Origin of the sequence: Streptomyces mutomycini, from assembly GCF_001700505.1 — a bacterium.
Lineage (GTDB): Bacteria > Actinomycetota > Actinomycetes > Streptomycetales > Streptomycetaceae > Streptomyces > Streptomyces mutomycini.
Genome location: NZ_MAPV01000183.1, coordinates 1 through 18,733, shown reverse-complemented (window position 1 = coordinate 18,733; position 18,733 = coordinate 1). Strand labels below are relative to the sequence as shown.

Sequence of the window (18,733 nt, the reverse complement as noted above, 5' to 3'; positions counted from 1 at the left end):
GCGGCCCCGGCCGGGGCCGCCACCCGCACTGTGCCGCGTCACCACAGCGTTGAGGCACGGTCAGCTCAGCGCGGTGCCGGACGCCGGGCGGGCGAACCGGGGAGCGGGGAGGGCGCCGGGGTGGACACGGCCGGAACGGACTCCCCTGCCTCCCCGGCCCGCGCCTGGTGCGGGAGCCGCACCCCGGCCGGATCGAGCGGCTGGTCCGTGAAGAAGCGGGTCACGAGGGCAGCGACCTCTTCGGACCGCTCCAGCACCACCCAGTGGTCGGATTCCGGGATGGTGAGGAAGCGGCTTCCCTCGATCGTCGCGGCGAACTCGCGCTGCAGCTCGGCCGAAGTCACCGTGTCGTGCTCCCCGGCGAAGACGAGGGCCGGCACGCCCGACAGCCCGCCGGAGAAGTCCGGCCGGTCCCCCAGCGCCCGCCGCAGCGAGTCGGCGGCGTGCTCCGAGTGGGCGAGCGCGTGCAGGAACGAGCGCCGCACATAGCGCCGGGCGAGCTCCCGGCGGTGCACGGGCCGGTCCGGGTCAAGGCACATCAGCCCGTCGGCGGCCAGCGCCGCGAAACCCTCCGCGTCACCCTCCGCCAGCGCCTGCGTCGCCCGGTGCCAGTAGGCCCGCCGGTCCTCACCGATATGGGTCGGAACACCGCCGAGGACGAGCCGCGCGACGCGTCCCGGGTCGTGCCGGGCGCAGCCGAATGCGACGGCCGCCCCGTAGGAGAAGCCGAAGAGATTGATCCGGGAGGCGCCCAGGTCGTCGATGATCCCGGTGACGGCTGCGCGCAGGACCGGGGCCGCGGGGCCGGGCGGCAGCGGGTCCGCCGAACCCATGCCGGGCAGGTCCGCGGTCACCACATCGGCGACCCGGCCCAGGTGGTCGTCCATCTGCGGCCAGCCGAACATGCCCTGCAGCGCGCCTCCGATCACCAGCACCGGTTCGGTGACCGGCGTTCCGCCGGCGGCCGGGTCGCGGGGCAGGAGCCGATAGCCGTAACGCACACCGTCCACCGCCAGTGAACGGACGATCTCCTCGGGCATGGCGTTCCTCGCTTCCCGTCAGGCTCTGGTGAGCACGAGCGCCGCGTTGTGGCCCCCGAAGCCGAGCGACGTCTTGACGGCGCAGTCGAACGCCGCGTGCCGGGCCTCCTTGCTCACCACATCGACGGGGATCGCGGGGTCGGGGGCGTCGAGGTTGGCGGTCGGCGGGACGAGCTGGTGCTGGAGCGTGAGGACGGTCAGGGCGGCCTCGATGCCGCCGGCGGCACCCAGGGCGTGTCCGGTCATGGCCTTCGTGGAGGTGACGAGGGGGTGTTCGCCCAGGACGCGGCGCAGCATGACCGCCTCGATGAGGTCGTTGGCGACGGTCGACGTCCCGTGGGCGTTGACATGGCCGACGTCGGAGGCGTCGACGCCCGCGTCGGCCAGGGCGGTGCGCAGCGCCCTCTCGATGCCGAGGCCGTCGGGGTCGGGGGCGACGGCGGAGTGGGCGTCGCTGGAGGCCCCGTAGCCGGCGACACGGGCACGGACGGTGGCGCCGCGGGCGCGGGCGTGCTCGGGGCGTTCCATCACTAGGAGTCCGGCACCCTCGCCGACGACGAAGCCGTCGCGGTGCGAGTCGAAGGGGCGGCAGGCGGCCCGCGGGTCCTCGCGGCGGGTGGAGACGGCCCGCATCTGGCAGGCGCTGGCGATCAGGAGCCGGGAGCGGACCGATTCGGCACCGCCCGCGACGACGATGTCGCAGGCCCCGGTGCGGAGCATCTGGTGGGCCGTGCCGATGGCCACCGTGCCCGACGAGCAGGCGGTGGAGACGGCCTGGCTGGGGCCGTGGACACCCAGGTCCATGGCGACACTGCTGGCGGCGCCGTTGACGACGCTCAGCGGGGCGAGCTTCGGGGATACGCGCCGCGCGCCGCGCTCCGTGAGGACGGTGTGCTGTTCGTCGTAGAACGGCAGGCCGCCGTGGGCGGAGCCGATGACCACGGCGACCCGTCCGCCGTCCCAGACCGAGGGGTCGAGCCCGGCGTCGGCGACCGCCTCACGGGCGGCGATCACGGCGAGCTGCGAGAAGCGGTCCATCAGCCGGTGCACGGCGACGCCCAGGACGGCCTTCGTGTCCAGGCCCTCGACGGTGTACATGAAGTCGCAGGGCAGACCGTCGAGTTCCGGCAGGTGCGGTACGGAGGGGGCGGCCGCCGTGCCGCACACACCGCGCCATGCCTGGTCGATTCCCACCCCGGCCGCGGTGACCAGGCCGATGCCGGTGACCGCGGCGCTGAACGGCTCGATGCCGGGGCGTACGGGCATGCGTGCGAACGGGCCCCGGCCCGTCACGCGCCGGCCTTGCTGCACACGGCCTCGACCAGGTGGCCGACGGTGTCGCGCGACGACAGGACGACGTCCTCCAGATCGATGTCCATCCGGTCCTCGATGAGGAGCCGCAGCTCCTCCAGCGCGAGGGAGTCGAGCCGCAGGTGCCGGAGCGGTACCTCGGGCCGGATGGCCTCCGGGTCGGTTCCGAACCTGTTGACGAGCAAGGCGCTGATCTCTTCCGAGGTGCTCATGGGGACGCTCCTCCGCTCTCGGTACGCGGTGACGCCGGCCGCGTGGGGGGTGAGATGGCCATCGGGGACGCCGGCTGCTCGGGAGGGACCCTTTATACGCCTTCACGGCCGCCGTTCCCGACCCCGTTCCCCCGTGAGGAGGGGGGACGGTCAGGTGTGCGATTCCGCCGCGCCGCGACGGCGGGTGACACGATGGGCACGGGCGTACGGACGTGAGGACCTGCGAGGGACGGTGACGTCCCGGCGACGGGACGGCGGGACGGAGCGATGCGGGCCGGCCGGCCGAGTGGGCCGTCGCACAGACCGAGTTGCACAAGTCGCCGGGCAGGCGAAGACCGGCCGCGACGTCCCGTCGGCCCGGTTCCGGCACGCAAGCCCGCTCCGCGCCGAGGGGCTGCCCGAGGAGCCCGACGGGACTCCCCGTAGCAGGACTTGGGCCGTAAACTCCGCGATCATGACCTTCGAAACGGTGTACGCCGACGCGCCCGCCCCCGACGGGCCCGCCCTCTTCCCGACCATGTCCACCATGCGTGCCATGCGCCGCCTCAAGCCGGACGCCGTCCCGGACGAGACGATCGACCAGCTCATACAGGCAGCCGTCTGGGGGCCGAGCGGCGGCAACATGCAGTGCTACGAGTACGTGGTCGTCACGGACCGCGCGGTGATGGCCGAGCTGGCTCCGCTCTGGAAGCGGTGCGTGGACGCCTATCTCGCGACGACCGGCAAGCACGCACCCAAGGGCATGGACGACGCGGCGTACGGGCGCATGGTCGCGGCCATCGAGCACCAGCGTGACCACTTCGCGGACACACCGGCGCTGATCATCCCCTGTTACAAGTTCCCGGAGCCGCGGTTCGACGAGGAGGGCCTGGGGGTCTACGCCGCGTCGCTCGGCCCTGCGGGGCTCGAGCACATGACGAACACCCAGACACGTTTCCAGGCCCTCGCGGAGGGCTCCTGCGTCTACCCGGGCGTCCAGAACATCCTGCTCGCGGCGCGGGCGCTGGGGCTCGCGGCCAACCTCACCATCTGGCATCTGATGCTGGAGCAGGAGTGGAAGAAGGCCCTCGGGATCCCCTCGGACACGCACACCTTCGCCGCCATCCCTGTGGGGTGGCCGCAGGGCAACTTCGGACCCGTCCGCCGCCGCCCGGTGGCCGACGTCGTCCACCGGAACCGCTGGTAGCAACGCCCCCGTGCCGTCACCCTCTGCCGGGGTGACGGCCCTCAGGGCCACCCTCCCTGTCACCCAACTCCATTGGAGTGAAGGGTATTTGGACACACGGCGGCGTCGTTGTCATGCCCCGGGCAGATAGATAGCCTGTGCGGGCTCAGCGGCCCCGGCCCACCCCACCGGTCCGGCGGCCTTCCTCTCCCCCACAGACCTGGAGCAGGTATGCCCCGACGCCCCGCCGGCCACACCCGAGGCCGCGCCGCCGTTCTTGCCTCTCTCACCGTCACCGCCCTCGTCACCACCGGCCAGCCGGCCGGCGCCGCCCCCACCGGCACGGAATCCATGAACCAGGCTTTCGAGCAGGCCGCCGAGGAGTACGGCGTACCGCGTGACCTGCTCGCCGCCGTCGGCTACGGCGAGACGCACCTGAACGGACACGCCGGGCGCCCCAGCCAGGACAACGGCTACGGCGTGATGCACCTCGTCAGCAACCCCGTCAACCACTCCCTCGAGAAGGCCGCCGCGCTGACGGGTGAGTCCACGGCCGATCTGCGCAAGGACACCGGGACCAACATCCTGGGCGGTGCGGCCGTGCTGCGGAGCCACGCGGACGCACTGGGTCTGGACACGGCGGAGCGGTCGGACATCAACGCCTGGTACCCGGCCGTGGCCCGCTACAGCGGAGCCGAGGGCGCTGTCTCCGCCCTCTACGCCGACACCGTCTACACCTTCCTCGCGCAGGGCCTGCGGGCCACCGTGGCCGGCGGCGAACGGGTCTTTGTCACCTCCCGCCCGGTCTCCCCCGACAAGGGCCCCCTCGCGAAGGCGGACGTCACCGTCCAGAGCCCGGACTACCCTCCGGCACTCTGGGTGGCCGCCAATTCCGCCAACTACGCGACGGGCCGCGCGGCCACGCTGGACAAGGTCGTCATCCACGTCACCCAGGGCTCGTACGCCGGGACCATCAGCTGGTTCCAGAACGCGACGTCGAAGGTCAGCTCCCACTACGTGGTCCGCTCGTCGGACGGCCAGGTCACCCAGATGGTGCGCGACAAGGACACCGCGTACCACGCCAAGAGCGCCAACGCCTCGTCGCTCGGCATCGAGCACGAGGGCTTCGTCGACGACCCGTCGTGGTTCACCGACACGATGTACCGGTCCTCCGCGGCGCTGACGACCTACCTGTGCGACCGGTACGGCATCCCCAAGGACCGGTCGCACGTCATCGGGCACAGCGAGGCCCCCGGGAACGACCACACCGACCCGGGCGCCAACTGGAACTGGACCTACTACATGCAGCTCGTCGGGGGCTCCGGCGGCGCCGACGGACTGAGCTTCGGCGCGTACACGACCCAGAGCTCGGGCTCTACGGGCCCGCAGGTGACGGCCGTCCAGACGCTGCTCAACCAACAGGGTTACGAGGCGGGCGCCGCGGACGGCGTCTTCGGCTCCGCCACCAGGAGCGCCGTCCAGGCGTTCCAGACCGCGCGCGGGCTCTCCGCCGACGGCACCGTCGGCCCGAAGACCTGGACCGCGCTGCTCTCCGCCGGCACCACTCCGACGCTCGTGACGGGCGCCTCGGGCGACGCCGTGAAGCGGTTGCAGCGGTCACTGACCGCGGCGCTCGGCAGGACCGTGGCGGTCGACGGGGCCTTCGGTGCGAACACGGACAAGGCCGTCCGCGACTACCAGAGCACACGGGGCCTGTCGGCCGACGGCAGCGTCGGCCCCGCCACCTGGGCCGCGCTGCAGTCCGGGCGCTGATGTACACCGCGCCGAAACGACGTACACCGCCGCGCGGCGCAAGACACGGGGCAGGGCGGCCCGCCGCCGGGTGACAGTGACGCGGCCCCGCCGTACGAACGAGGTGGTCCCGCACCCCACGCGGGATGCGGGACCGCCTCGACCGGGCTGTTCAGCAGGTCACTTCAGGCCGAAGGCCCTGGTGATCTCCTGGTCGACGGCCAGGCCGCCGGGGCCCTCGGTGTGTGCCCTGAGCGAGACCGAGGACGCGCCCTCGGCGGGTGTCCGCAAGGTCGCGGTCCACTCGCCCGGTGAGCCCTTGCGCAGTTCGACCGCGCTCCAGGTCCCGCCCTCGTCGTAGCTGACCGACAGCGAGGCCCCGGTCGCCTTCACCGCACCGTCCAGCCATGCCTGGGTGCCGGACTCGATGCCGACCTCTACCTGCTCGCCGGCCCGGACGTCACCGGCCAGGTCGGTCTCCACGTCGTAGGCGAGCTGGAGCAGCGGGATGTCGGCCCGCTCCGTGCCGTCCGGCAGCGCACCCGAGACGAAGCCCCATTCCGTGTGCGTCCGCGTGGAGGTCTTCCACGTCGCCTCGTCCCGCACCGAGTCGATGACCAGGCGGTACGGCACCTTCTCGGCCGACAGGTCCCAGGCGTAACCGGCCCGGCCAGCACCCTTCTTGATCAGGGTGTCGCCCTGGTGGAAGGCATAGGACGTGGTGTCGTACTCGTCGGCGGGCATCGAACCGGAGTGGCCCTCACCCGAGTCCGTCCACGGAGTGATGTTGAACTGCATGTCGTTGTTCGAGGTACGGAACGGACCCCAGTACCCGGTGCCGAGCCGGGGGCCGACGACGGGGGCGAACCAGTCGGCGCGGTAGGTCCGGCCCGCGGTGTAGTCGAGCTCGGCGCTGCGCATCTCGTGCGCCGTGTCGGAGGCGTCGGCGTTCAGCACCGAGTGGTTCTCGTACCAGAAGGAGTCACCGGGCAGCGGGGTGACCCACTCCGTGCGGGTGCCCGGGAACTTCTCGTACTCCTCGAAGCCGAGGCCCGGACCGTAGTCCGGGATGTCGTAGCGGTATCCGCCGCCGAGCGTCTTTTTGTGGCCGTAGAAGGTGTTCTCCACCTTCGCGAGCCGGCGGGTCGACGGGGCGAAGGCCAGCGAGCGGTCCGGGACGGTGCCGTCATGACGGTCCACCAGGTCGTAGACGTACGACGCGAACTTCTTCTGGTCGACGGAGAGCTTCTTGCCGCGCTGCGCCGCCTTGATCAGCGTGCCGCCCGCGGTCTTCTGCACCGAGGCGACCGGGATGGTGGTCTCCTCGCCGTACGGCGCGTACCGCTCCATCGCGACTCCGCGGCCGTCGTTGACGACGAAGAGCGCCTTCGCGCCCGCAGCGAGTGCGTTGGCCAGCCGCTCGGCGGGCGACACGGCGTCACTGCGGGTGACGACGACGGCCTTGCCCTTCACGCTGCGCCCCCTGTAGTCGGCCGCGGCGCCGTCACCGGCGAAGACACCGGTGAGCTTCTGCTCGCTGTCCTCGGCGACGACCGAGCCGTTCTGCACCGTGACCGGGACATCATGGCCGTCGGCCGTCAGGTCGATGAGCTCCTCGCCCTGGCGCCAGCGGGTCAGGAAGCTGAAGCTGCCCTGGGTGACCTTCTCCGTCGGGCTCGCCCACAACTGGTCGTAGATCAGGGGGATCTGGAAGGCGTCACGCTGGACCACGCCCTCGGGGGACGTGCGGGCCATGTCGTAGCGCAGCTGCCGGGTCTCGGTCTCCTTCGGGGTACGCACGCTGACCTTGCGGGCCTTGGAGGCGTCGAGGGTGACCGTGGTGGCCTTGTCGAGGATCGCCTCGGGGGCCGCGAGGAACGCCACGGCCTTCGAGTCGGCACGGTCACCGTCGATGTCGGCGGAGGTCCAGGCGGTGTAGTTGCCCGGGGGCAGCCGCAGCGTGGTCTCACCGGAGACCTGGACGAGGCCGAGCTCCGTGTCGCCGAGCGCGGCGAGGACGACGGTGCCGTCCATGGGCTCGCCCGCGCGGTCGCGCAGCCGGAGCGTCAGGTCGTGGAGCTCACGTTCCTTGTACACGGCGAAGCCGGTGTGGGCCGCCGTCCTGCCGGTCGCGTCGGTGGCGACGACCTGGCCGGAGAACCGGGTGTCGTTCGCGACCTCCGACGGGTCGATCGAGAGGACCGCCTCGGCCGTGGAGCCGGCCGGGACGGTCAGCTCCGACGTGGACAGCGTGTAGGCGGACGTGTCCGTGCCGGTCGCCAGGTTCAGCGTGACGTCCTCGTCACCCGTGTTGCGGTAGGTGATGGTGCGCTCGGCGACCGCGTCGTCCGCGCTGTGCGGCCAGTCGTACGACGCGACCTCGACGGAGCCGGTGGCCTCGACCGTCGTGTCGACGGCGGCCTTCACGTCAAGGCGTCCGGTTCCCTGTTCGTACGGCGTGTAGCCGGGCAGCAGCTTCGACGAACTCATCAACGCGTCCTTCACGCGCTGACCGGACCACTCCGGGTGACGCTGCTTCAGGGTGGCCGCGGCACCCGCGACGTGCGGGGTCGCCATCGACGTACCGGACATCTGCTGGTACATGCCCTCGATGCCAGGCACCGACTGCGAGGCCGCGGCGCTGATGTCCACGCCCGGGGCCGAAAGGTCGGGCTTCAGCCCGAAGGACCGCACAAGCGGGCCCATGGAGGAGAAGCCGGCGCGGCCGTCCTGCTTGTCGACGGCGGCGATGGTGAGCGCGCTCGCGGCGGAGCCGGGCGAGCCGATGGTGCCGGCGCCGTAGGCGTTGCCCGCGGCGATCACGAACAGCGGGCCGCCGTCGGCGGACAGCGCGTCGACGGCCTGCGCCATCGGGTCGGTGCCGTCGTCCGGGATGCTCGATCCGAGGCTCATGGAGACCACGTCGGCACCTTCGGCCTTGGCCCACTCCATGGCCTCGATGATGCCGGAGTCGGCGCCGGATCCCCCGTCGCCGAGGACCTTGCCGACGATCAGGTCGGCGCCAGGGGCGACGCCCTTGTTGACGCCGTCCGACGCCGCGCCGGAGCCGGCGATGGTGGAGGCGACGTGCGTGCCGTGACCGTGCTTGTCGTCGACCTCCTCACCCGGTACGAAGCTCTTGGACTGCCTGACGCGGTCCTCGACGTCCGGGTGAGTCGCGTCGATACCGGTGTCCAGGACTGCGACCGTGGTGCCCCTGCCGTCGAAGCCGGCGGCCCATGCCTCAGGGGCGTTGACCTGTGGCACGGAATCCTTGAGGGCCACCTCGGCCTTGCCGTCGAGCCACAGCTTCGCGATTCCGTTGTCCAGCGAACGGCTCTTCTCCGTACGGGAGATGTCGCTCCAGAAGGCGCGGGCTTCGTCCTTGTCCGCCTTGAGTGCCACACCGTGCACCGACTCGAGCCGGCGGACCGTCTCGCTGCCGCGCGGAGCGGCGGGCAGCGCACGCGCCTTGCTCGCCGGGTAGGTGGCGATCAGCGGGATGCCGCCGGAGCGCCGGTCGTCGTAACCCATGTCGACCAGCGTCGAGATGTTGAACAGCCGGCGGTCCAGCTTCCCGCCGGCGATGAGGGCGCTCGCCTCGTCGGGGATGACGTGAACGTCCTCCCCCGACTGCCGCACGTGCACACCGCCCGTCGCGCCGTCGGGACGGTCGACGGTGACGGTGTCCTGGTTGCCCGCGCCGTCCGAGTAGTGGACGACGTCGCCGGTGATCAGGGTGATCTCGTAGTCGTGGGCTTCGGATACGTGGCGGTCCTCGGCGGTCGAGGGCTTCGGGGCGGCGGTGGCGGAACCCGCCGCGGGAAGCATGACGCCGCTCACGAGGGCGACGGCGGTCGCTATGAGCAGAGCCCTGCGTCCCGCGCGAGCGGGTCTCGCGCGGCCGGAAACGGAGGAGGGGGAAAATGTCATGCAGCTGATCTACCGGCAAATCCGGTGCCGCGAACGGCTTGACCCCTGGCGTGAAACCGCCGTGGCGGCAATCCGCCCGAGGTGGAACGCCGTTGACGGCGTGGATCAGGCCACCGATGCCAGCGGCGCGGCGGCGTCGTGGTGGATCGGTGTGTGGGCCCCCTTCAACGGCAGGCCGGTACCGCCGCGCCGTTCCGCGACGATCTCTGCCACGATGGAGAGGGCGGTCTCCTCCGGCGTCCGGGCTCCCAGGTCGAGACCGATCGGTGAGTGCAGGGCGGCCAGTTGGCGCTCGGTGACACCGGCCTCGCGCAGCCGCTCGTTGCGCTCCAGATGGGTGCGGCGCGAGCCCATCGCGCCGACGTAGGCGACGGGCAGCCGCAGGGCCAGTTCCAGCAGCGGGATGTCGAACTTGGCGTCGTGCGTGAGGACGCAGAGGACCGTGCGCGCGTCGACGTCGGTGGCGGCGAGATAGCGGTGCGGCCAGTCGACGACGATCTCGTCGGCGTCGGGGAACCGGGCCGGCGTGGCGAAGACGGGGCGGGCGTCGCAGACGGTGACGCGGTAGCCGAGGAAGCGGCCGGCCCGTGTGAGGGCCGCCGCGAAGTCGATGGCCCCGAAGACGATCATCCGGGGCGGCGGGACGCTCGATTCGACGAGCAGCGTGAGGGCGCTGCCGCACCGTGAGCCCTCGGCGCCGATGACGGCCTCCCCGGTGCGGCCCGTGTCGAGCATCGCGCGGGCCTCGGCGGCAGCCGTACGGTCCAGGTCGGGGTGGCCGCCGAGCCCGCCCTCGTACGTACCGTCGGAGTGGACAAGCAGGGGCCGGCCCAGCAGTTCGGCCGGGCCTTCGGTGACCCGGGCGACCGCCGCCGCGCGGCCCTCGGCGGCGGCGGCGAACGCGGCGGCGAACACCGGGCGCGCGGGATCGTCCGCGCGCACCGGGGTCACCAGGACGTCGATGACGCCTCCGCAGGTCAGACCGACCGCGAAGGCGTCGTCGTCGCTGTAGCCGAAGCGCGTCCGCACGGTCGTGCCGTCCTCGATCGCCTGCCGGCACAGCTCGTACACAGCGCCCTCCACACAGCCGCCGGAGACCGAGCCGATGGCCGTGCCGTCGCTGTCCACGGCGAGGGCGGCGCCCGGCTGCCGGGGCGCGCTGCCGCCGGTGGCCACCACGGTGGCCACGGCGAACGCGCGTCCCTGCCCGACCCACCGGTGAAGCTCTTCGGCGATGTCCAGCATGGCGTGTCTCCTTCTGAGGTGCACAGGGCGAGGGGGCGTCAGCTGACGCCCAGCCAGCTCTCGATGGGGTGGAGGGCGAAGTACACGGCGAAGACCAGCGTCAGGACCCACATGAAGACGCCGACCTCACGGGCTCTGCCCTGGGCGAGCTTGATGGCCGAGTAGGAGATGACGCCCGCGGCGACACCGGTGGTGATGGTGTACGTGAACGGCATCAGGACGACGGTGAGGAAGACCGGTACGGCGACGGAACGGTCGCTCCAGTCCACGTGCCGGGCGTTCTGCATCATCATGGCGCCGATCACGACCAGGGCGGCGGACGCCACTTCGGCGGGCACGATCGCCGTGAGCGGGGTGAAGAAGAGGCAGGCGGCGAAGAAGATGCCGGTGACGACGGAGGCGAGCCCGGTGCGGGCCCCCTCGCCGACACCGGTCGCCGACTCGACGAACACGGTCTGGCCGGAGCCCCCGGCGACACCTCCGACCACACCCCCCGCACCGTCGATGAACAGGGCCTTGGACAGACCCGGCATCCGGCCCTTGTCGTCCGCGAGCTTCGCCTCCGTGCCGACCCCGATGATGGTGGCCATGGCGTCGAAGAAGCCGGCCAGGACGAGCGTGAAGACGATCATGCCGACCGTCATCACACCGACGTCGCCCCAGCCGCCGAACTCGACGTTCCCGAAGAGCGAGAAGTCGGGCGAGGAGACCGCGCTGCCGCTCAGCTCGGGCGGGCCGCTGCTCCACGACCTGGGGGCGATGTCGGCTACGGCGTTGACGACGATCGCTGCCAGCGTGCCGACGACGATACCGATCAGGATGGCACCGGGGACGTTGCGCGCCTGCAGCATGAAGATCAGCAGCAGGGTGACGGCGAAGATGAGAACCGGCCAGCCGGCGAGTTCGCCGGCCGGGCCGAGGGAGAGCGGGGTCGCGGTGCCCTGGTGGACGAAGCCGGCCTTGAAGAGGCCGATGAGGGCGATGAAGAGGCCGATCCCGATGGTGATGCCGTGCTTCAGCGCGAGCGGGATGGCGTTCATGATCATCTCGCGGAGGCCGGTGACGACCAGCAGGCAGATCACCAGCCCGTAGATCACGCACATTCCCATGGCCTGCGGCCAGGTCATCGCCGGCGCGACCTGTGAGGCGAGCACACCGGAGACACTCAGTCCGGCGGCGAGGGCCAGGGGCACCTTGCCGACGAAGCCCATCAGCAGGGTGGTGGCGGCCGCCGCGAGTGCGGTGGCGGTGATCAGCCCGGACTGGCTGAGCAGCCGGCCGTCGACGTCCTCGCCGCCGAGGACGAGCGGGTTGAGCAGGAGGATGTACGCCATGGCCATGAAGGTCGTGACGCCGCCTCGCACTTCGCGTGCGACGGTCGATCCGCGTTCGGATATGTGGAAGTACCGGTCGAGCCAGGACCGTCCGGCGGGGACACGCGAGCCGGGGCCCGCGTCCTCCGCGCTCGTCCTGGGTTCCACGGACTGCTGGGTCATGTTGCCTGACTCCCAAGGTTCACAGGGGCACCCGCGTGGAGCTCTGTTGACTGCGGGATTTGGGATGACTGCGAGGCGCACGACCCGGGGGACGGCCCGAGGCGAACTCTTCGTACACATGGAGAGGTTGAGCGATGAATCCGGACGGTGCGCGGCGCGGGGAAGTGTGACGTCCACGGCAGGCACGCACCGTCCGGAAGCTTTTGACGGTCCGTCAGGTACCGGTGATGTGCTCGGGGCGCACCGGCGTCCTGTTGAGCTCCAGGCCCGTCGCGTTCCGGATCGCCGCGAGGACGGCCGGGGTGGACGACAGGGTCGGGGCCTCGCCGACGCCGCGCAGCCCGTACGGGGCGTGGTCGTCGGCGAGTTCGAGCACATCGACCGGGATGGCCGGGGTGTCGAGGATGGTGGGGATCAGATAGTCCGTGAAGGACGGGTTGCGCACCTTCGCCGTCTTCGGGTCGACGATGATCTCCTCCATGACGGCGACGCCCAGCCCCTGGGTGGTACCGCCCTGGATCTGGCCCACGACCGACAGCGGGTTGAGCGCCTTGCCGACGTCCTGGGCGCACGCCAGCTCGATGACCTTGACCAGGCCGAGTTCGGTGTCGACCTCCACCACCGCGCGGTGGGCGGCGAAGGAGTACTGGACGTGGCCGTTGCCCTGTCCGGTGCGCAGGTCGAAGGCCTCGGTGGGCCGGTGGCGCCACTCCAGCTCGACGTCGACCGCCTCGTCCTCGAGCACATCGGCCAGCGAGGCGAGCACCTCGCCGCCGTCGGTGACGACCTTGCCGCCCTCCAGGAGGAGCTCGGCGGTCGCCCAGGCGGGGTGGTACGTCCCGAACCTGCGGCGGCCGATCTCCAGGACCTGTTCCCTGACGGCCTCGCAGGAGTTCTTCACGGCGCCCCCGGTGACGTACGTCTGCCGGGACGCGGACGTCGAGCCCGCGGAGCCGACCTGGGTGTCCGCCGGGTGGATGGTCACCTGGTTGACGCCCAGTTCGGTACGCGCGATCTGGGCGTGGACGGTGACGCCGCCCTGCCCCACCTCGGCCATCGCGGTGTGCACGGTGGCGACGGGTTCGCCGTTGATGACCTCCATCCGCACCCTGGCGGTGGAGTAGTCGTCGAAGCCCTCGGAGAAGCCGACGTTCTTCAGGCCGACGGCGTATCCGACACCCCGCACGACGCCCTCGCCGTGGGTCGTGTTGGACAGGCCTCCGGGCAGGGCCCGTACGTCGACGGAGCTGCCGTCCGCGTCGGCCGAGAGCCACTGCTGCTCGGGCGGCAGGGGCCTCGCCTTGACGCGGCGCAGCAGTTCGGCGACGGGGGCCGGCGAGTCGACGCGCTGGCCGGTGGGGAGCAGGGTGCCCTGCTCCATCGCGTTCAGCTGCCGGAGTTCGACCGGGTCCATGTCCAGGGCGGCGGCGAGCTTGTCCATCTGCGCCTCGTAGGCGAAGCACGCCTGGACCGCGCCGAAGCCGCGCATGGCGCCGCAGGGCGGATTGTTGGAGTAGAGGGCGATCGCCTCGATGTCGACGTCCTCGACGACGTACGGTCCGACAGCGAGCGAGGAGGCGTTGCCGACGACGGCCGGGGACGCGGAGGCGTATGCGCCGCCGTCCAGCACGATCCGGCACTTCATGTGGGTGAGCTTGCCGTCCTTGGTGGCCCCGTGCTCGTAGTGGAGCTTCGCGGGGTGGCGGTGGACGTGTCCGAAGAAGGACTCGAAGCGGTTGTAGACCATCTTGACGGGTTTGCCGGTGCGCAGCGCCAGCAGGCAGGCGTGGATCTGCATCGACAGGTCCTCACGTCCGCCGAAGGCTCCGCCGACGCCGGAGAGCGTCATGCGGACCTTGTCCTCGGGGAGGCCGAGTACGGGGGCGATCTGGCGCAGGTCGGAGTGCAGCCACTGGGTGGCGACGTACAGCTCGACGCCGCCGTCCTCGGACGGCACCGCGAGGCCGGACTCCGGGCCGAGGAATGCCTGGTCCTGCATCCCGAAGACGTAGTCGCCCGTGACGATCACGTCGGCGCGCTCGGCGGCCGCGTCGGCGTCGCCCCGGACGATGGGCTGGCGGTGGACGATGTTGGGGTGTGCGACGTGCCCGATGTGGTGGTCGGTGCGGCCCTCGTGGACGAGTACCGCGTCGGGCGCCGTCGCGGAAGCCTCGTCCGTGATGACCGGGAGTTCGGCGTAGTCGATACGGATCCTGGCGGCGGCGCGGCGTGCGGTCTCCGGGTGGTCGGCGGCGACGAGCGCCACGGGTTCGCCGTGGTGGCGGACCTTGCCGTGGGCGAGTACGGGGGTGTCCTGGATCTCCAGCCCGTAGTTCTTCATCTCGGCGGGCAGGTCGTCGTAGGTCAGTACGGCGTACACGCCGGGGGTGGCGACGGCCTCGCCGATGTCGATGGAGCGGATCTCGGCGTGCGCGACGGTGGAGCGGAGCGTGTGGCCCCACAGCATGTCCTCGTGCCACATGTCCGAGGAGTACGCGAACTCGCCTGTGACCTTGAGGGTGCCGTCGGGGCGCAGGGTGGATTCCCCGATACCGCCCCGGGTCTCGGAGCCCTGGGTGATCTTGGTGGGGGTGCCTGCCGGTACGGACGCGGCTCGTGGGTGCAGCGTCATGGCTATCGGACCGCCTCTTCCTGACGGGCGGCCGCGAGGCGGACCGCGTCGAGGATCTTCTCGTAACCGGTGCAGCGGCAGAGGTTCCCGGAGAGCGCCTCGCGGATGTCCTGGTCGGACGGGGAGGGCTGCGTCTCGAGGAGCTCGTCGGCGGCGACCAGCAGACCGGGGGTGCAGAAGCCGCACTGCACGGCTCCCGCGTCGATGAACGCCTGCTGGATCGGGGAGAGTTCCGCCACGTCGGCGCTCTGCCCGTCGGTGGGCCTGGCCTGCCACCGCTGGGCCTGGTCGAGCGAGGTGCCGCAGGTACCGGCGGCGCAGCCGGCGCCGGGGTGGGAGTCGTCGCGGTGCCTGGCGTAGTCCGCCAGTCCCTCGACGGTGACGATCTCGCGGCCCTCCGCCTGGCCGGCGGCGACGAGACAGGAACAGACGGGCACGCCGTCGAGGCGGACCGTACAGGAGCCGCATTCGCCCTGTTCACAGGCGTTCTTGGAGCCGGGGAGGCCCATGCGCTCACGCAGGACGTACAGGAGGGACTCGCCCTCCCAGACGTCGTCCGCTTCCTGCTTCCGGCCGTTGACCGTGAAATTGACTCGCATGATCAAGCAGCTCCTTCGAGGGTGCGTCCCGCTCCGCGGTACTGCTCCCAGGTCCAGCCCAGCGTGCGGCGGGCCATGATGCCGACGGCGTGCCTGCGGTAGGCGGCGGTGCCCCGTACGTCGTCGATGGGGTTGCAGGCCCCGGCGGCCAGCTGCGCGAACTGCTTGGCCACGGATGGGGTGATGATCTTTCCGCTCTCCCAGAACCCGCCCTCCTCCAGCGCGGCGTTCAGGAATTCCTCGGCCGCCTTCGCCCGTACCGGGGTCGGAGCGGCGGAGCCGATGCCGGTGCGCACCGTGCGGGTCTCCGGGTGCAGCGCGAGGCCGAACGCGCAGACGGCGATGACCATCGCGTTGCGCGTGCCGACCTTGGAGTACTGCTGCGGGCCGTCGGCCTTCCTGATGTGCACGGCCCGGATCAGCTCGTCCGGGGCGAGGGCGTTGCGCTTGACCCCGGTGTAGAAGTCGTCGATGGGGATCATCCGCGTCCCCCGTACGGACGCGGCCTCGACCTCGGCGCCCGCGGCGAGCAGCGCCGGGTGGGCGTCCCCGGCGGGAGAGGCGGTGCCGAGGTTGCCGCCGACACCGCCGCGGTTGCGGATCTGCGGCGACGCGACGGTGTGCGAGGCGAGGGCGAGACCGGGCAGCTCGGCCCTCAGGTGCTCCATGACGGCGCTGTACGGCACGGAGGCGCCGAGGCGTACGGTCTCCGGGCCCACCTGCCACTCGGACAGCTCACCGATGCGGTTCAGGTCCATGAGGTGTTCGGGCCGCCTGTGGTCGAAGTTGATCTCGACCATCACATCGGTGCCACCCGCGATGGGCACAGCCGTCGGGTGCTCGGCCTTGGCGGCGAGCGCCTCCTCCCAGCTGGCGGGGCGAAGGAAGTCCATTGAGTGGCTCTCTTCTTCTCGTTCGGGTCGTTCGGCTGGGGCTGGGGACGGCCTGCCCGCCGGCCTGCCCGCTTTCGACGGGGGCCGTTCATGTGTTGTTGACGCAGTGTGTGACCCAGTACACAAGGCTTGCTCCACTCGGTGCAGTCACCGAAACCATGAAGGAATTGGCTGGCCCCTGTCCGTGTCTTGTAGATTCGAACGAATGGCGGGTACCGGTAGCCTCACCGCAATTCACAGGTGACCTCCGCCGTCCCCCGCACCCACGAAGAGATCGGCGGCAATCGACGATGCGGCTGCGCGCACTGCTGGACACCGAGGCGCTGGGTCTGCGGCTGCTCGGCGGCGAGGACGAGCTCGACCGTTCGGTCCGGGGCGTCATGACGACGGACCTGCGCGACCCGAGCCGCTATCTCTCTGGCGGCGAGCTGGTGCTCAGCGGGCTGGCCTGGCGCCGGGACGACTCGGACTCGGAGCCGTTCGTCCGGATCCTGGCCAACGCCGGGGTGGCCGGTCTGGCGGCGGGCGAGGCGGAGCTCGGGGCCGTGCCCGACGACCTGGTCGAGGCGTGCCTGCGGCACCGCCTCCCCCTCTTCGCCGTCGACGAGACGGTGGCGTTCGCGACGATCACCGAGCACGTCGTCCGCCAGGTCTCCGGCGAGCGGGCCGGAGACCTCGCGGCGGTCGTCGACCGCCACCGCAGGCTGATGACGTCGGGACCGTCGGGCGGCGGCCCCGACGTGGTCCTCGACCTGCTCACCTCCGACCTGGACCTGCACGCCTGGGTCCTTTCCCCCACGGGCCGGCAGATCGCCGGGGCCGGCGAGCCGCTGCCCCCTCAGGTCGGAGCGGAGCTGGCCGGCCGGCATCTCGCGGCGACCCGCACCGGCCGTCCGGGGCCGTACCAGGCCGAGGTGGACGGCACGGCCTACTCGCTGTTCCCGGTCCGCAACACCGGACGGAGCACCCTGCCGGCCCCGTCCCGCGACGTGCGCGAGACCGTCCTCTCGGACTGGCTGCTGGCCGTGGCGGCCGACGCCGGCGACTGGCCTGCGGCCCGCCTTGACCTGCTCCAGGGCGTCACCCAGCTGATCGCCGTCGAACGGGACCGCCGCGACGCCGCCCGCTCGGTTCGCCGCAGGCTCGCCCAGGAGGTCCTGGAGCTGGTCCAGACGGGCGCCGCGCCCGCCGAGATCGCGGCCAGACTGAGGGTGGCCGCACCGGTGCTGCTGCCGGGTCTCGGCACGGCACCGCACTGGCAGGTCGTGGTGGCCCGGGTCGAGTGGGCGGCAGAGGGTACGCACCTGTCGGGCGGCCGGGTCTCGCAGGCCCTGCTGGAGGAGATCCTGGTCGATCCGGCGGTGACCGGCCCGGACTCGGCGGACCGGATCGCCGTGGCACACACGGAGGACGAGGCCATCGCCCTCGTACCGCTGACCGCGCTCGCCCCGGCGGGCTCCGACGGGACGGGCGCCCCCGGGGAACCCGGCGCTCCGGAGCCCCGGGACACCGCGCTGCACGCCGATGCCCTGCTGTCGGCCGTCCGCGCCCCGCTCTCCGCCGGCCTCGCGGACGACGGCCGCCTGACACTGGGTGTCAGCGCCGCCGTTCATTCGGCCGAAGGGCTGCGCGGTGCGCTGGAGGAAGCCCGGCACGCCCGCCGGGTCGCGGCGGCCCGGCCCGGCCCGGTCTGCGCGGCGGGCCACCACGAGCTCGCCTCGCACGTCCTGCTGCTCCCCTTCGTCCCGGACGACGTCCGCCGCGCCTTCACCGCCCGGCTCCTGGACCCGCTGCGGGACNNGCACCGCGCGGACCTGATCGAGACGCTGGTGGCCTTCCTGGACTGCGACGGTTCCTGGACCCGCTGTGCGGCCCGGCTGCACCTGCACGTCAACACACTGCGCTATCGCGTCGGGCGTATCGAGCAGTTGACGGGACGTGACCTTTCGCGCCTGGAGGACAAGCTCGACTTCTTCCTCGCCCTGCGCATGAGCTGACTTCCGGGGGGCCGACGGGCCCTCCCGGGCTCCGGGCGATTGTGAAATCTTTCACCTGACATCGATCCCACCCCTTGGCCCGGCGTGCCATTCCGTGCTGAGATGCGCGCAGACCCTGGCCGACCGGCGGCAGCCGGCCGGCCTCCACAGCTCGATGGCGCGCTCGGGGAGGGCAATGTGGCGCATACCGCNNGCCGCTCCAGACAGCGGTATGGCGGCTGCGCTCACGAGCCTGCTGGACGGACGCCGCCGCACTGCTCGGGCCCAGGGCGGCCACCGACCCCGCCGCCGCTCTCCAGCGGACCTCGCTGCTGACCGAGCGGTGCCTCTACACGGGCACCGGCTGGACGGACGCGGAGGACGCGCTGCGCACCGCGGAGGCGCTCGCCCAGGACGACTCCGAGCGCGGGGCGGCCGCGTGCGAGCGCGGCTACCTCGCCTACGCGTCGACCCTGCTC

The 18,733-nt window shown here is 71.7% G+C and carries 12 protein-coding genes and 2 pseudogenes; 5 read left to right on the top strand and 9 right to left on the bottom strand.

Annotation, left to right across the window (positions count from 1 at the left end):
- Positions 1-65 precede the first annotated feature (65 nt).
- From BFF76_RS24415 to BFF76_RS24405, 3 genes are read right to left on the bottom strand one after another with little or no spacing between them, the layout of a single operon-like run.
- A complete protein-coding gene (locus tag BFF76_RS24415; RefSeq protein ID WP_078850779.1) occupies positions 66-1,040 on the bottom strand; it encodes an alpha/beta fold hydrolase in 975 nt (324 codons plus the stop codon).
- An 18-nt stretch (positions 1,041-1,058) separates the two neighbouring features.
- Positions 1,059-2,306, bottom strand: coding sequence for a beta-ketoacyl-[acyl-carrier-protein] synthase family protein (locus BFF76_RS24410; RefSeq protein WP_053929344.1), 1,248 nt, complete (start codon positions 2,304-2,306; stop codon positions 1,059-1,061).
- Positions 2,307-2,329: 23 nt separating this feature from the next.
- A complete protein-coding gene (locus BFF76_RS24405; protein ID WP_031099780.1) occupies positions 2,330-2,563 on the bottom strand; it encodes an acyl carrier protein in 234 nt (77 codons plus the stop codon).
- A gap of 454 nt (positions 2,564-3,017) precedes the next feature.
- Here BFF76_RS24405 and BFF76_RS24400 point away from each other — a divergent pair, with 454 nt between their 5' ends.
- Positions 3,018-3,749 (top strand): nitroreductase family protein, encoded by a 732-nt coding sequence (locus BFF76_RS24400; protein WP_031099782.1) that lies wholly within the window; start codon positions 3,018-3,020, stop codon positions 3,747-3,749.
- 210 nt (positions 3,750-3,959) lie between these two features.
- Complete coding sequence (locus BFF76_RS24395; RefSeq protein ID WP_031099784.1) at positions 3,960-5,501, top strand: peptidoglycan-binding protein; 1,542 nt, start codon at positions 3,960-3,962, stop codon at positions 5,499-5,501.
- Between the two features lie 159 nt (positions 5,502-5,660).
- Here BFF76_RS24395 and BFF76_RS24390 read toward each other — a convergent pair whose 3' ends face one another.
- The 6 genes from BFF76_RS24390 to BFF76_RS24365 form a co-directional block, all read right to left on the bottom strand.
- Positions 5,661-9,311 (bottom strand): S8 family serine peptidase, encoded by a 3,651-nt coding sequence (locus BFF76_RS24390; RefSeq protein ID WP_065849071.1) that lies wholly within the window; start codon positions 9,309-9,311, stop codon positions 5,661-5,663.
- A 207-nt stretch (positions 9,312-9,518) separates the two neighbouring features.
- A complete protein-coding gene (locus BFF76_RS24385) occupies positions 9,519-10,658 on the bottom strand; it encodes an XdhC family protein (protein WP_053929309.1) in 1,140 nt (379 codons plus the stop codon).
- A gap of 38 nt (positions 10,659-10,696) precedes the next feature.
- Positions 10,697-12,154 (bottom strand): NCS2 family permease, encoded by a 1,458-nt coding sequence (locus BFF76_RS24380; RefSeq protein WP_065849070.1) that lies wholly within the window; start codon positions 12,152-12,154, stop codon positions 10,697-10,699.
- Between the two features lie 214 nt (positions 12,155-12,368).
- Entirely contained in the window at positions 12,369-14,786 is a 2,418-nt protein-coding gene (locus BFF76_RS24375; protein ID WP_053929307.1) for a molybdopterin cofactor-binding domain-containing protein, read from the bottom strand.
- Between the two features lie 2 nt (positions 14,787-14,788).
- Positions 14,789-15,385: a (2Fe-2S)-binding protein gene (locus BFF76_RS24370; protein WP_031099795.1), complete on the bottom strand. Its 597-nt coding sequence runs from the start codon at positions 15,383-15,385 to the stop codon at positions 14,789-14,791.
- A gap of 2 nt (positions 15,386-15,387) precedes the next feature.
- Positions 15,388-16,278 carry an FAD binding domain-containing protein gene (locus BFF76_RS24365; protein ID WP_053929306.1) on the bottom strand — a complete coding sequence of 297 codons (891 nt, stop codon included), beginning with the start codon at positions 16,276-16,278 and terminating at the stop codon, positions 15,388-15,390.
- Between the two features lie 290 nt (positions 16,279-16,568).
- Here BFF76_RS24365 and BFF76_RS24360 point away from each other — a divergent pair.
- The 3 genes and pseudogenes from BFF76_RS24360 to BFF76_RS34065 form a co-directional block, all read left to right on the top strand.
- Positions 16,569-18,077: pseudogene (locus tag BFF76_RS24360) on the top strand (PucR family transcriptional regulator ligand-binding domain-containing protein); the annotation flags it as partial.
- A 2-nt stretch (positions 18,078-18,079) separates the two neighbouring features.
- Positions 18,080-18,275, top strand: a 196-nt coding sequence (locus BFF76_RS34070) for a PucR family transcriptional regulator (RefSeq protein WP_244167340.1), incomplete at its 5' end; no start/stop codon positions are given.
- A 193-nt stretch (positions 18,276-18,468) separates the two neighbouring features.
- Positions 18,469-18,733: pseudogene (locus BFF76_RS34065) on the top strand (hypothetical protein); the annotation flags it as partial.

Coding starts and splice junctions, on each gene's coding strand:
- BFF76_RS24415 (WP_078850779.1), bottom strand. CDS start 1,040: ATGCCCGAGGAGATCGTCCGTTCACTGGCGGTGGACGGTGTGCGTTAC.
- BFF76_RS24395 (WP_031099784.1), top strand. CDS start 3,960: ATGCCCCGACGCCCCGCCGGCCACACCCGAGGCCGCGCCGCCGTTCTT.
- BFF76_RS24410 (WP_053929344.1), bottom strand. CDS start 2,306: ATGCCCGTACGCCCCGGCATCGAGCCGTTCAGCGCCGCGGTCACCGGC.
- BFF76_RS24400 (WP_031099782.1), top strand. CDS start 3,018: ATGACCTTCGAAACGGTGTACGCCGACGCGCCCGCCCCCGACGGGCCC.
- BFF76_RS24380 (WP_065849070.1), bottom strand. CDS start 12,154: ATGACCCAGCAGTCCGTGGAACCCAGGACGAGCGCGGAGGACGCGGGC.
- BFF76_RS24375 (WP_053929307.1), bottom strand. CDS start 14,786: ATGACGCTGCACCCACGAGCCGCGTCCGTACCGGCAGGCACCCCCACC.
- BFF76_RS24385 (WP_053929309.1), bottom strand. CDS start 10,658: ATGCTGGACATCGCCGAAGAGCTTCACCGGTGGGTCGGGCAGGGACGC.
- BFF76_RS24405 (WP_031099780.1), bottom strand. CDS start 2,563: ATGAGCACCTCGGAAGAGATCAGCGCCTTGCTCGTCAACAGGTTCGGA.
- BFF76_RS24370 (WP_031099795.1), bottom strand. CDS start 15,385: ATGCGAGTCAATTTCACGGTCAACGGCCGGAAGCAGGAAGCGGACGAC.
- BFF76_RS24390 (WP_065849071.1), bottom strand. CDS start 9,311: ATGCTTCCCGCGGCGGGTTCCGCCACCGCCGCCCCGAAGCCCTCGACC.
- BFF76_RS24365 (WP_053929306.1), bottom strand. CDS start 16,278: ATGGACTTCCTTCGCCCCGCCAGCTGGGAGGAGGCGCTCGCCGCCAAG.